At 45.4% G+C, this 13,665-nt stretch carries 11 protein-coding genes; 6 read left to right on the top strand and 5 right to left on the bottom strand.

The genetic code is table 11. The annotated features are described in order from the left end of the window. Positions 1–88: 88 nt before the first annotated feature. Entirely contained in the window at positions 89–2,902 is a 2,814-nt protein-coding gene (locus tag D328_RS0102905; RefSeq protein WP_018883451.1) for a glycoside hydrolase family 2, read from the top strand. Positions 2,903–3,003: 101 nt separating this feature from the next. Here D328_RS0102905 and D328_RS0102900 read toward each other — a convergent pair whose 3' ends face one another. Then, the gene (locus tag D328_RS0102900; RefSeq protein ID WP_154658937.1) at positions 3,004–3,327 is read right to left on the bottom strand and encodes an alpha-L-rhamnosidase C-terminal domain-containing protein; all 324 of its coding nucleotides are present in this window, start codon (positions 3,325–3,327) and stop codon (positions 3,004–3,006) included. Between the two features lie 146 nt (positions 3,328–3,473). On the opposite strand from D328_RS0102900, the gene D328_RS0102895 reads away from it, so the two are divergent. From D328_RS0102895 to D328_RS28230, 5 genes are all read left to right on the top strand, one after another. Beyond that, positions 3,474–4,049 carry a TetR/AcrR family transcriptional regulator gene (locus D328_RS0102895; protein ID WP_018883449.1) on the top strand — a complete coding sequence of 192 codons (576 nt, stop codon included), beginning with the start codon at positions 3,474–3,476 and terminating at the stop codon, positions 4,047–4,049. A gap of 254 nt (positions 4,050–4,303) precedes the next feature. After that, the gene (locus D328_RS0102890; RefSeq protein ID WP_018883448.1) at positions 4,304–5,065 is read left to right on the top strand and encodes an SDR family NAD(P)-dependent oxidoreductase; all 762 of its coding nucleotides are present in this window, start codon (positions 4,304–4,306) and stop codon (positions 5,063–5,065) included. A gap of 384 nt (positions 5,066–5,449) precedes the next feature. Next, entirely contained in the window at positions 5,450–7,114 is a 1,665-nt protein-coding gene (locus D328_RS0102885) for an extracellular solute-binding protein (protein ID WP_018883447.1), read from the top strand. 114 nt (positions 7,115–7,228) lie between these two features. Next, positions 7,229–8,347 (top strand): GerAB/ArcD/ProY family transporter, encoded by a 1,119-nt coding sequence (locus tag D328_RS0102880; protein WP_018883446.1) that lies wholly within the window; start codon positions 7,229–7,231, stop codon positions 8,345–8,347. A gap of 218 nt (positions 8,348–8,565) precedes the next feature. Then, entirely contained in the window at positions 8,566–9,171 is a 606-nt protein-coding gene (locus D328_RS28230) for a thermonuclease family protein (RefSeq protein WP_233426143.1), read from the top strand. Between the two features lie 155 nt (positions 9,172–9,326). On the opposite strand, the gene D328_RS0102870 is transcribed toward D328_RS28230, so the two are convergent. From D328_RS0102870 to D328_RS0102855, 4 genes are all read right to left on the bottom strand, one after another. Next, positions 9,327–10,670, bottom strand: a complete 1,344-nt coding sequence (locus D328_RS0102870) for a glycoside hydrolase family 30 beta sandwich domain-containing protein (protein WP_018883444.1) — start codon at positions 10,668–10,670, stop codon at positions 9,327–9,329. A 442-nt stretch (positions 10,671–11,112) separates the two neighbouring features. Beyond that, the gene (locus D328_RS0102865; RefSeq protein ID WP_018883443.1) at positions 11,113–11,841 is read right to left on the bottom strand and encodes a glycosyltransferase family 2 protein; all 729 of its coding nucleotides are present in this window, start codon (positions 11,839–11,841) and stop codon (positions 11,113–11,115) included. A gap of 13 nt (positions 11,842–11,854) precedes the next feature. Further along, on the bottom strand, positions 11,855–12,961 hold the full coding sequence (locus D328_RS0102860) for a DegT/DnrJ/EryC1/StrS family aminotransferase (RefSeq protein WP_018883442.1): 1,107 nt from the start codon (positions 12,959–12,961) through the stop codon (positions 11,855–11,857). Continuing rightward, positions 12,954–13,379, bottom strand: a complete 426-nt coding sequence (locus D328_RS0102855) for an acyltransferase (protein WP_018883441.1) — start codon at positions 13,377–13,379, stop codon at positions 12,954–12,956. Before D328_RS0102855 ends, D328_RS0102860 begins: the two co-directional genes overlap by 8 nt. Positions 13,380–13,665 lie beyond the last annotated feature (286 nt).

Below are 13,665 nucleotides of genomic sequence, written 5' to 3'. Positions count from 1 at the left end.
TCTATCCTATCTTACAATCAGAAGTACACACAGCACAATAGATGATCGCTATATTGTCAAAAGCTGCTGAGAGGAAGGGATGTTCTATATGCATTTGACTACACAGCATGATTGTGCGGTTATTTCCTTAGATGGGCAATGGGCTTATATATTGGACTATGCAGATATAGGCGAGCAGGGGCAGTGGTATCTTTCATGGGATGAGAAGCAGCAGGGGCAAGTAACATTACCTGGTACCCTGACTACGAATCAAGTGGGAGAGGTGGAGGTCTGGAGTGATCTCATGGACGCGGACACGATCCGTTCGCTGCGGCAGCGCTATCGGTATGTCGGAGTAGCCTGGTATCAACATCATGTGAAGCTCCCGGACGATTGGGAAGGTAAACGAATGACCTTACATCTGGAACGTGTCATGTGGGAATCTTCTTTGTGGGTCAATGGTCAGTTGGCGGGGCGCCAGGACAGTCTCTCGACCCCTCATGAATTTGATATTACGAATCTGGTCACTGCCGGGGAGTCGAATAGTATCATTCTACGGATTGATAACAGGGATATGCATCAGCTGGGGACATCGCCAAGTGCCTATACAGATGAGACGCAGACGATCTGGAACGGGATGATCGGGAAGCTGGAAATTCGCGCGCAGGAGCGTATCTTCATTCGCCATGTGCAGTTATTTCCCGATGTGGACAACCGACAGCTAACGGTTATGGGTGTCTTGGAGAATGAATGGGATACCATGGCTGAGGTTGAATTGAATATAGAAGCATCCATTAAGCAGGGAGCAAGGCCACATCAGATACCGTCAAGTATGTACAGCTATGTAGTTCCACCATTAACCGGACTATCTTTTGTGATCAACTATGATATGGGAATGGATGCTTTGCTATGGGATGAGTTCGTGCCCAATCTGTATAATCTGAGGCTGACGCTTCAGGCTAATGACGGCGAGAAGATCATGAGCAGTGAGCAGCACTATACATTCGGAATGCGCTCATTTCGCCAGGTTGGTAAGCACCTGGAAGTGAATGGGCGCCGAGTTTTTTTGAGAGGGACGCTGGAGTGCTGTATTTTCCCGTTAACCGGTCATCCTCCGATGGAGCTGGCTTCCTGGGTCTCATTGCTTCAGACCATCAAGGATTATGGCTTGAATCATATTCGTTTCCATTCCTGGTGTCCCCCGAAGGCAGCCTTTGATGCTGCGGATCAATTGGGCATCTATGTACAGGCAGAGGCGCCGATGTGGATGGATACATGGAACATGCCTGTAGGCGAACACACTGAGCATTATGAGTATTTACCGCTGGAGGCGAGAAGGCTGCTGAATGCATATGGCAATCATCCGTCCTTCTGTGTATATAGTAACGGCAATGAATTAAATGGCGATTTTGCACTACTGCGCCGTATCGTTAATGAGCTCAAAGCAACGGATCAGCGCCGAGTCTATACGCTAACTACCAATTGGGATCGGCCTGTGGATGGAACAGACGATATATTCATAGCACAGTCGGTGGATGGCATAGGTGCTAGAGGACAGTATTTCCTGACCGAGCTGACAGAATCCACAGAGCTTGACTTTCAAGCGGCGACTGCCTTGAGGGACGTCCCTGTCATCACACATGAGATAGGGCAATACGCGGTGTATCCAGATGTTACAGAGATTGGACGATATACCGGAGCATTAAGGCCGGTCAATCTGGAGGTTATCCAAGCGGACCTAGAGCGCAAAGGGCTGATTGGCGATGTCCAAAAGTGGGTTAGAGGCTCTGGCATGCTGGCACTTCAGCTCTATCGCGATGAGATCGAGGCGGCTCTGCGCACACCGGACCTTGGCGGATTTCAGCTGCTGGATTTGCATGATTTTCCTGGCCAAAGCACAGCAACGGTCGGTATTCTCAATGCATTTTGGCAGTCCAAGGGCTTGATAGAGCCTGAGCTGTTTCGTCGCTTCTGCGGACCGGTTGTTCTCCTGCTACGAATGCCCAAACGTATCTATAGCGATAGGGAGGTATTTGAGGCACAGGTGGAGATCGCACAATTCGGTCCCTGCGAGCTACCTGCTGCGGACATTCACTGGCTGCTGAAAAACGAGAGCGATCATGTGCTGGACCAAGGCTCTATCCCTTGTGGATCTATACCTATTGGAGCAGGCATTCCACTTGGAAAATTCACTACGGATGCAGTCCGAAAAATTACAGAAAACACCAGACTGACGGTGTCTGTACAGTGGGGGAATTCCGATGTGATGAATGAATGGCCAATCTGGATATACAAGGAGGAAGACAAGGACAAAGACAAGGACAAGGACAAAGAGGAGGAGAACAGTCTCCTGTACAGTACAGATGGGAATGTATCAGATTCTGGTCGCATACATGTGACTACCGTACTGAGCTCTGAGGCGGTGGAACGGTTGAAAGCAGGGCAGAAGGTACTGTTTCTGGCTTCAGACAGCGGATTGAAGAATGCTGTACCAGGAAAATTTCATCCGGTGTTCTGGAGCCCGGTTCATTTTACTACCGATCATCCTTGTGGGGTATACATCGAGAAGCATCATCCATCACTGCAATCGTTTCCTTCCAGGGAGTACGCCGAGCACCCATGGAGGGATTTATTAGACCGTTCCGTCTCCATTGCCTTCGAGGAGCCGTACCCCTTCAATCCCATCGTACAGGTCATCCCAAATTTCTATCATAACCGTAGGCTAGCCAATCTATTTGAATATCAAGTGGGGAAGGGCTCACTGCTTGTGTGCGGCATGGACCTCCAGCATCAACTGGCTGATCGGACCGTCGCCCGGGCCCTAAGAGACAGTCTGATGGCGTATATGGAGAGTCACGCATTTCAGCCTTCGACCTCCATTACATTGGAAGCTCTACAGAAGCTATTGGCTGTTCAGGAATGATGCGGTTAAAAGAGTAGAGATTAAAGAGTAAAGAGTAGAGAGTAAAGAGACAAAGCGAAGCGGCCTACTTCCGATCATATCGGGAATAGGCCGCTTCGTCGTTATACCATATCTTGAAATTCGTATACCCAATGGATATGTCCTGTTAGGTGACTCGATTCCATCCTGCTGGAGAGCATTTGATAAGATAGTTCATCATTGAATGTACATTTCATACCGATCGGAAGATGTATATGGACCTCGTATATTCGGTCAGATTTCTTCCGCCACGCCAGTGAAGCCTCACCGTATATCGTATCTATGGCCCCTGCTACGTAATCTAGCCCGCGCGCAAAATAAGGCTGGATTCGAATGTGCTCACCTGTCTCTGACAAATGAAGGCGAACGAGATTACGAAGCATCCAGCTCGTGGCTTTTCCTGCCATACACTGGCATCAGAAGTACCTTATTGCCGATTTTAGCGATTTTAGGGGAGTACAGATTAGTGGAGTAATAGGGCGAGGGATGGAATCAGTTAAATACGTTTTGTCCATTCATGAGTTCATGTATAATGTAATCCGAGGTGACTACAATGGCAAGGTCCAAAGAATTCGAAATTAATGAGGTACTAGATAAAGCAATACAGCTATTCTGGGCACAAGGCTATGAAAAGACTTCAATGCAGGATTTAGTGAACTTCATGGGTATCCATCGTAAAAGTATTTATGATACCTTTGGGGACAAGCATGACTTGTTTATGAAATCCCTTACGCGTTATGAGGAGGGCCAAAAAAGAAGCATCAATTCTATTATTGCAGAAGAGTTGCCAGTGAAAGAAACGATTCGGAAAATAGTGGAGTTCACGACATTTAGTAATCAGGAAGCTCCCCCAGGCTGTTTTCTCGTAAATTCGGGTATCGAGCTAGTTCTGTTAGACCCTGAGGTTGCAGCCTTTGTAAAAGAGAGTCATCTAGCCACTGAAGAATTGTTCGCTAACCTTATTCGGAAAGGGCAGCATTCGGGTGAGGTTAAGGCTATGATTGATGCCCAAACGCTATCTCATTATATCCTGAATGCCTGGTTGGGGCTGCGGACGATGGTCAAGACAACGAATGATTATCAAAAGCTAAAGAATATTCTTGATGTGACTTTGTCTGTGTTAGATTAACTGACTTTAACATCATCGGTCCAAGAGGGCGACATCTAGGTACAAGTTCTTTTGTCAATTCAGTTGAGAGAAGAGTTTGTACCCGGGCGCATGCAAAAAATAGCCTAAAATAATTCTTTACTTATCGTTCTAGAATTGATATTCTAAAGCAAGTTAAATTTAACCTATTCAACTCGAAAGTGAACGATCGTTCTAGAAAGATGAATTACTATGCTACACCAGTTTGTGATCTGCATTTAGGAGGGGCTAATATTATGAAGTACACAGTGATTACTGGGGCAAGCTCAGGTATCGGATATGAGACTGCATTTGCATTTGCTGCACGTGGCAAGCATTTGGTTTTGGTAGCGAGAAGACTGGATAAGCTTGAAGAATTACGATCAGCGATTCAACAATCGTATCCCAATGTGGATGTAGTAGTTCGTTCAAGTGACCTTGCTGTGGTAGAACAGGCTCATGACCTGTATAACAGCCTAAAAGAATTTCAGATTGAGACCTGGATTAATAATGCCGGGCTTTCAGTAGCCGGGCTTGTAGTAGAGAATGATCTGAAAAGAGTCGAGGATATGCTGAATGTCAACATTAATTCCTTGAGCGTCCTTACTTTATTGTATGTGCGTGATTATGTGAATGTAGAGGGAGCGCAGTTGATTAACGTGTCCTCGGGTCTTGGATATTATGTACCCGTTACAAGTGTTGGATATGCTGCAACCAAATTTTTTGTCAGTGCTTGGACTGAAGGGCTTGCCAAGGAGCTTGAGGTAAAGGGGGCGAAATTAAGGGCCAAAGTATTGGCACCTGGTGCAACTGAGACAGATATGATAAAAAACACAACGGGTATCGAGGATTTTGACTTTAAAGCCAACATCCCGATGTACCACACCGCGAAGCAAATGGCTGGTTTCATGCTGGAGCTGTATGATAGCAACGCAGTAGTAGGGATTGTGGATGAGAGTAATTATGAGTTCAAATTAAGAGATCAGATTCATCCTGTACGCACAGAGTTTCTATCTTGATTCAGCTGAGGCGTCTGAGGCATGATCCGATCTATAGCATCGCAGAACACAATCCGAGGGAGCCTTCCCGAAGGGTATTTTGAATTCGTTATTTAATAAGAGTTAATGGTATCTTCAATCTAAAGACATCCTAATGAATAGTCATATCGTATATTTTGGCTTCATCAGCTCATGCTGGTGGAGCTTTTTTATTGAGCAAGGATTCGAATGTATTTGTTGCCTTGTAAAAACAATTTGTTCTTCGTGATCAAGAAAGCAATTTTTTTTGAAAATTGAAAGATTTTCAAAGTATGTTCTATACTTTTTTAGGTCACTGAACATGAGGCTTCTTGTTATATTGAAAGGGCTTACAAAAATATCCAAAACTAAGGGGGATTCAGCCAAATGTTTAGAAATAAGCTACTAAATGTCTGCCTAGCCGTTCTGTTCATGCTTGTTGGTTGCAGCAAGGAGGCAACCCCAGCCACATCGACCACCGATGGAAGTGAGAGTCAAGCGGTCACCTTCACCTATTATCATTTTGCACCTGGAAACAGAGATATATTAGCTAGCGAGACTACGATTGGAAAGGAGCTTCAAAAACAGACTGGCGTAGACTGGAAGCTGGAGTACCTGGTTGGTGACAGCTCTACCAAAGCAGGTGTTATGATCGCTAGCGGAGATTACCCGGATATTATTAGCTCAAGTGGTGAGATGGATAAGTTGCTTGGTGCAGGCGCATATATTCCATTGGATGATCTGATTGAAAAGCATGGTCCTAATATTAAGCGCGTGTACGGTCCCTATTTTGACAAGATGAGACAGAAGGATGGCGCTATCTATACATTACCTTACACGGCCAATATGGGTGAGTATATCGGATCTCCTAACATCAGTGGCGGAGCATTCTGGATTCAGCGAGCTGTATTGAAAGCATTCGATTATCCGAAGATCACTACGCTGGATGAGTATTTTGACATAATCAAACGTTATAAGGAGAAATATCCGAAGGTGGACGGCCTCGACACGATCGGATTTGTTTCCCTTGCAGGTGTTACTAATAACTTCTTTACGCTGCAGAATCCGGCCATGCATCTGGCTGGTTATCCTAACGACGGAAGCGTCATTGTAGATATGAACACTCACGATGCAAAGCTTGTAGCAGGAACAGACTATCAGAAAAGATGGATTCAGAAGCTGAACGAGATCCATGCTCAGGGATTACTTGATCCAGAATCTTTTACTATGAATAAGGATCAGTATTTAGCCAAACTGACCTCTGGTCGTGTGCTGGGGTATTTCAATTACGAATGGCAGGTGGGCGATGCCAACAAAAATTTATTAAGTGCAGGTATTGATGATAAACGGTATGCTCCTCTACCCATAGTATTTGACAAAGGCATCAAAGACCAATATATAGATCCTCCAGGCTTCGTGAACAACTACGGGATCGGCATTTCGGTCAAAGCTAAGGATCCAGTCCGTATTATCCAGTATTTTGATACTTTACTAAAGGAGGAAAACCAGGTACTTGTTCAATGGGGAATTCGGGATCAAACGTACAGTGTAGACGAGAATGGTCGTTACTATTATAAAAATGACGAGCAGCGTAGATATCATGATGATCCTGAGCTAAGACGCACCTTTGGTTTCTCTTATTTTGGCGCATATTGGCCGCGTTACGGTGATAATTCGACCTTGACGGATGGTAACGCTTATAATCCCGGGAATCAGCCAGAGGCTGCATCGTTTTCATATACCGAGGGAGACAAAAAGCTTCTGGATGCATATGGTGTAAATACCTTTAGCGAGCTATTTGCCAAACCGGAAGAGCGCCCGTGGTTTCCAGCTTGGTCTATTGAGTTGGCTCAGGGCTCTCCAGAGCAGATCTTTATCACGAGGTCTGATGATCTGCAAATGAAGTACCTTCCTAAGCTGATCATGGAGTCTACAAGCAATTTCGAGAAGATATGGCTCGAATATACGAATGAGCTTAATAAATTGGACAAAATCACATATGAAGAGACTATTAACCAAGTGGTTAAAGATCGAATAGCTGGGAAATGGTAATGGCCTTGTATTTATACCAGATTGAATATTGAGTGAACCTAACTCCACTAACTCCACATAAAAATAATGGAACCCGGGGATACTTTTATCAAATTCTCCAGTGGAGTGAAATGAATGGATAGTTCCTTTTCGAAAATAAAAGCATCCGGAGTTGTCATGGTTGTCATGAACAGCATGTTGGGGGCTGGAATATTGACGCTTCCCCGGACTATTAGCCAAGCGGTGGGCACGCCTGATGCCTGGATCTCCATAATCCTATCAGGTCTGATGGTTACGGGAATAGGCCTCCTACTGGTTTTTTTGTGCAGAAAATTCCCCGGAAAGACGGTATTTGAGTTCATTCCCGAGATTATTGGGAAATGGCTTTCTTATTTACTCGGGATTTTTATTATTTTGTATTTTACAATTCTTTGTTCCTTTGAGATTAGGGTCATGGCAGAGATTACGGATATGTATTTGCTGGATCGTACGCCGACCTGGGCCAGCATTATGGTGATCATGTGGGTTGGGATCTATATGATTACGGGTGGCATTACGGTGATGATACGGGTATTTGCAATTATTTTACCGATTACATTAGCACTGTTTCTTCTTGTCATGCTACTTAGCAGCCAGACGTTTGAATTGAACCATCTCAGACCGGTATTAGGCCAAGGTATCGTGCCTGTGCTAAAAGGAATCAAGCCATCGTTTCTGTCATATTCGGGATATGAAGTTGTTCTGATCACGACGGCATACATGGCCAATATCAAGGATAGCAATAAAGCAGTATACACCAGCATATCTATTGTTACCTTAATTTATCTGGTTACCATTATTATGGTGATAGGGAGCCTGTCTCTTGAGGGAGCTGAGGCAAGGACTTGGCCGACCTTTGATATGGTCAGAAGCTTTGAGATGGAGGGTTTTCTTTTTGAGCGCTTTGAATCCCAGTTTCTTATCTTTTGGTTAGTACAGATCTTTGCCACTTATGTCTTCAAGCACTATTTCGCATCTGTGGGTATTCGAGATATATTTGGAATTAAGAAAATAAAGACCATACAGTTCATTCTACTACCCGTGCTGTATATCATTTCCTATTTGCCGAAGGATTTGGATCAGACCCTGGCGTTAGGAGATCTACTGGGGGATATATCTGTCCTTTTGTTCGGGATCATCCCGGTCATGCTGCTGATCGTCAGCTTTATCAGGAAAAGGGGAGGGAGCAAGTCTCGTAGGTCCAAGACATCCTAGGCGTGTACAAAATATACGTGCCCAACAGAAAGTCATTGCATAAACTCGAAGCAAGCACTGTTTGGCTGTGATACTTGTCCATGAATGTCCTCCACATACTCGATCTTCAGGGGATGGTTTATACCGTCCCTTGATTGTAGTATCATACATACTAGAAAAAGGTGGAGAGAAGTGGGGAACAGGACAGGATGAGAAATACAGACAGTCAGAGGAAACAGATGCACCGCAATAGGAACAACACAGCTAACATTTGGCTGCATCAGTTCAAACGTTATCGGGCATTGATCTTCATGCTGATCATTGCCGTAGCTTCGTTATTCAGTGTAGCGCTGCAGCACGAGGAAACAGGACGATCAGAAACAGATAAATGGACTGCTGGTGGGCGTGTTCCTGCTACATGGGTCAGGGCGGTAGATGGTGACACGTTCGTTGTCTCTATCGGAGGGAACGAAGAGAAGGTACGTTTACTGTTGATTGATACTCCAGAAAGCGTGAAGCCCAATACGCCAGTGCAGCCATTTGCGAAGGAAGCTTCGGATTATACGAAAAGTATGCTTGAGCAGGAAGAATTATCGCTTGAATTCGATGTGTCTGAACGGGATCGCTATGGACGACTGTTAGCCTATGCTTGGGTTGGAGACCGTATGCTGAATGAAATGCTACTGGAGGAAGGGTACGCCCGTGTCGCATACATCTATCCCCCTAATGTGAAATATGTGGACCGGTTCAAGGAGATTCAATCCGACGCCCAGAAGGCAGGAATCGGTATTTGGAGTATAGAGGATTATGTGCAGAAGGATGGTTTCCATCCAGATGGAAGGTAGTCAAGGAACAGAAGCTATCGCGAAGATATCTAGAATTACTGCAGGGTTGGAATAACCTGGCTGCTTGTGGTATGACGTAATACGACAGCCTTCACTCCACTTGAGATAAGGGAGTGAAGGCTGTATTTGTCTTCGTACATCGACGTACAATTGTTTTATTTGGAATAAGTATCTTCTACCACGGTGTTCGTCAGAGCTGCATCATCTAGATTCAGGGTAGCTGAACTTGTCAGATCGCCCACGAAGGTTGTGACGCTTCTGGCTGGCAGGTGGGCATAGAATGAGCCGCTGGATGCATTGAGTGTGGCTTCAGATGCCATATTCCGATTGGCATCTGTGATCCATCGGGATAGTGTACCTGCCCTTCCATTTTGCAGGACGAAATTCTGATTGACGGCTGAATCCCCACGATTGATTGCTACGATAACGACTTTGTTGTTGCCTTTGTAAGCAGACACATGCACGTTCGTATCCGGATTCTTGGTCGCATCGACGCGCACATAGCCAGGACGGACGAATTTCGAAAAATGAGCCATATTATAACCACGCTTGCTGATGGTACCATCTTCTTTCATAGGACCGTATTGTCTGCGGATATACCACCATACATACGCTTGAAAATCGCCTTCTACCATGGCATTATGCATGTGATAGGAGACGTCCAGCGCTTCAGGCCAGCGGTCTGCCGAATTATTGTCACTATTAGGATAGTATACCTCGGTCATCCATAGCTCTTTGCCTGCTCCTTTTTGCTTAAAGAGGGGATAGGCAAAATTGCTGACCTGGGTTCCATACAGATGAGCGCCGAGGATATCCATATTGGCAAGCGCCTGCGGATCATTCAGGATCGGGTCCGATATATTTTTAAGATATTGGAACGATTCGGGTGCAATGACCTTGCAATTGATGGAGCCGGCATTTTCCTTCATGAAGCGAAGAATCTCCTGCGGAGTCCACCATGTCCAGTCATGAGCATAGTCGGGCTCGTTTTGCACCGAGATCGCATAGAGATCTACTCCGTTATTTTTCATATAAGTCACGAAATCATTAAGATGCTGTGCATAAGCAGCGTACTTGTCATATCTGAGCCGCTTGGCATTGCTGTCACCGTTGCGATTGAAGGTCTCAATCATATCGCTTGGAGGATTCCAAGGGGAAGCGAAGACAATGGCGCCTTTTTCAATAGCCTTCTTAGCGGTGGCTACCTCGCGATTCCAGTTATTGCGATTGGAGTCTACGTAGATTCTCAGCACCGAGAAGCCTAACTGATTTTGTCCATTACCGAAAGCCGTCTCACGTTGGGATGCTGTCAGATCACCAGCCCATGCAGGGTGGTTGATGCCGCCAAAGCCACGAATGACTTGCTTTTGTGCTGATAAATTAATGGTAGCATCACTTGCCGCAGACACTGGATTAGGGGCAGGTACACTCAATAGTAGCGGTAATGCCGTCACGCAGGCCAATAGCGTGCAAATGGTCTTTTTTACCCGTGAAATCATGATCTCATCTCCTTATTAATAAATAATTGCATAGCACCGTACACTTTTAGACATGCAGCCTCTGTAACAGTCTGAGCACACTTTCCGTGCACACCTTTATGCACTCGCCGCGACATTCTCCTTTCTCATAGCCCAATTTCTCATATAAGTAAGCGCTTTCTATTCTGTGTATTATAATACTGAAATTGGTTATGTAAAAAATCTAACACATATCATATTCGCCAAATATTCCCAAAAACCTTTATGTAAAAATATTTTTTTTTTTCATTTCAATCCTTCCACTCATGAACAGTCATGATAAGGGATGGTAGAGAATGATATGACGAGCATTGCTGGCTAACGCAGTTTATTGTAAAGGACTCCAGACCCAACTATACGTTGGTGGAGTCCTCTTCTATTAATCAGCAATAATTAGACTCTCAAATGCGACAGGATGGTTTGATTACACAATTTTTGTTGCGCTCATAAGCAGATTGGAGAATTCCTGAAATCGCTGCTGCTCGCCCCATGAGTACTGGACTCCGTACCCATGGGCAATGTCCAGATGCTGTAGCCCCTGCTGTAAGATCGAAAATCGGGAGTTCACATACTCGAAGCCCAGGTACTTGTAATGAAGCAGAACGATCTCGATGGTGGGTGGTGAAATGATATTGCCTACAGGAGCAGCTCGATGTCGACCAGGCGTAAAGTTCGTCTCTGTAATCGCGTTGGGATTGAAAATTTGCGGCTTGTCATACATGTGGCGTCGTACTCCGTGTTGAACTGTCTCGCACAACTTGCTTGCTTCATCCGGAAAAGTATCTGTCACCATTTCGAATCCGAGGGGAGTAACCAGGGTAATTCCTTGCGCCTGGCAATCCTCCAGGTAGGCCCTGAGATCCGTATGATATAAGTGCTCATCCACGTCACAGACAATAATCCAGTCCGCCTTGCCGATGCTGTTTTTCCAGAACTGATTGAATAGATCAAGAGCTGTCAATACGAGTGAATGCTCCTTGGTCTCGAAGCTACCGACCGTTACCTTCGGATGCGCCTCCAGGATGGATAAGGAGCGATCGGTCGAGCCATTATCGAAGATAAAGTATTGGTCCACGATATCATCATAATGCCTGAAGAAAAAAGGGAGCATCTTCTCCTCATTCCAGCAGATGGAGTATACATGTATAATCATATGCTTTCCCCGCCTATCTTTCTAATATAATATCGCAAATCCGGTCGACATCTTCTACTGCCAGCTCGGCATACAGAGGCAGGGTGAGCACACGCTTGGCAATAGTTTGGGCTACAGGAGTTGCATTGACATCAAATCGCTGATTATAGCATGCGAGTGTATTGGTCAGAGGATAGAAATACTTTCTGGTGATGATCTGATGTTTCTTGAGCCGTTCATAGATTTCATTTCGGGTGAATCCGAAAGTCGTCTGATGGAAGACAACCGGAAAGTAAGCATAGTTCGATTGCACACCCTCCACGGGACGAATCAATTGAATCCCTTTCACATGAGCTAATCGCTCCCGATAACGGCTTACAATCTGTTTTCTTTTCTCCAGAACCTCAGACAGGTGCCGCAGATTACAGATACCCATGGCCGCCTGGAATTCATTCATTTTGGCATTGGAGCCTATTCCTTCTACTGATTCCTCTGACGTAATCCCGAAGTTTTTCAGATGATACAGCTTCTTGCCGATCCCTTCGTCAGCAAAGGTAACTGCACCACCCTCGATGGTGTGAAATACCTTGGTGGCATGAAAGCTGAACATGCTGGCGTCTCCAAATCTACCTACGCTCTGACCGTGAATTTTCTCCCCAAAGGCGTGAGCGGCATCATAGATGACCTTCAGCTCATATTTCTTGGCGATTCGTTCGATCTCATAGACATTGCAAATATTGCCGTACACATGAACGGGTAAGATCGCTGAGGTCTTATCGGTAATCAGGCTTTCAATCCTGCTGACATCCATGGTGTAATCGACCGGGTTCACGTCGCAAAAGACTGGAGTCAGTCCATTCCTGACAATCGCGTGGGTCGTGGAGGCAAAGGTGAACGGTGTGGTGATGACCTCGCCTGTCAGATTCATGGATTGCAGCACTAGCTCCAGTGCCAGATGCCCATTCGTAAATAAAGAGATATAATCAACATCCAAATATTCAACAAGCTGCTGCTCAAAGCGATTATGATATGCCCCCATATTGGTCAGCCAGGCCGTTTCCCACATTGGTCTGATCTCATTCATATATTCCTCAAATGGCGGCATTGAGGAACGGGAGACATAGATTGGTTTTTTACTCAAGTCCGCCGCGCTCCTCTAACCATTTTTGTTCGAGCACAAGAGCTTGCATGCTCCTTTTTTTAAGCTCTTTGCTCGGAATTCCCGCATTGATTGACCATTCATTGGAGTCATTCTTGATAAAGCTGAACGCGCCAAATGAGCTTCCCTCCCTGATGGTGACTCCCGGCATGACGATGCTGCCGCTGCCGATAAGGGAATGCTTTTCAATCCGTACCGGCTCACTGGTCACGTGCTTATACTTCTCAGGCACCATAGGATTCGTCATCGTCTCGCCGGAGTAATCGTCAGATATCGAATAAATGGACACACGTGAGGAAATGTTGGCAAAATCTTCGATGAATATACCCTGATCTCCCCCGTACAAAGCAGAATAAGCAGCTACATGAATATAACTGCCGAGGGTGATCTTTCCGCTCAAAATGCAAAAATCATCAATACGGACATGATTGCCTAGACGTATGTGCTGTGCACCGTAGATGCTAGCTTTGCGGCTAATCCATACGTTATGACCGTATTCGGCTAATCCAAGCTCAGCGAGCTCATCGTGTGTGTAGAAACTATTAATGGCTCATCCCTCCTTTTCATAGCTAATACAAATATCTTGTTCATTGTATGTAAGTAGGAATTTTTCTGTGCTGATTCTAGGTTGTGGTAGTTTCAAAGACTATTCAGGCTGAGGCGCAAAAAGCAGGGCATTGCAAAAG

The sequence above is a fragment of the Paenibacillus massiliensis 2301065 = DSM 16942 genome (genome assembly GCF_000377505.1).
Lineage (GTDB): Bacteria > Bacillota > Bacilli > Paenibacillales > Paenibacillaceae > Paenibacillus > Paenibacillus massiliensis.
This window is presented reverse-complemented; position numbering and strand designations above follow the sequence as displayed.

Bases quoted from the DNA above. Each gene is read 5' to 3' on its own strand.
- D328_RS0102900 (WP_154658937.1), bottom strand. From the start codon at position 3,327: ATGGCAGGAAAAGCCACGAGCTGGATGCTTCGTAATCTCGTTCGCCTT.
- D328_RS0102905 (WP_018883451.1), top strand. From the start codon at position 89: ATGCATTTGACTACACAGCATGATTGTGCGGTTATTTCCTTAGATGGG.
- D328_RS0102870 (WP_018883444.1), bottom strand. From the start codon at position 10,670: ATGATTTCACGGGTAAAAAAGACCATTTGCACGCTATTGGCCTGCGTG.
- D328_RS28230 (WP_233426143.1), top strand. From the start codon at position 8,566: ATGCACCGCAATAGGAACAACACAGCTAACATTTGGCTGCATCAGTTC.
- D328_RS0102880 (WP_018883446.1), top strand. From the start codon at position 7,229: ATGGATAGTTCCTTTTCGAAAATAAAAGCATCCGGAGTTGTCATGGTT.
- D328_RS0102890 (WP_018883448.1), top strand. From the start codon at position 4,304: ATGAAGTACACAGTGATTACTGGGGCAAGCTCAGGTATCGGATATGAG.
- D328_RS0102895 (WP_018883449.1), top strand. From the start codon at position 3,474: ATGGCAAGGTCCAAAGAATTCGAAATTAATGAGGTACTAGATAAAGCA.
- D328_RS0102865 (WP_018883443.1), bottom strand. From the start codon at position 11,841: ATGATTATACATGTATACTCCATCTGCTGGAATGAGGAGAAGATGCTC.
- D328_RS0102885 (WP_018883447.1), top strand. From the start codon at position 5,450: ATGTTTAGAAATAAGCTACTAAATGTCTGCCTAGCCGTTCTGTTCATG.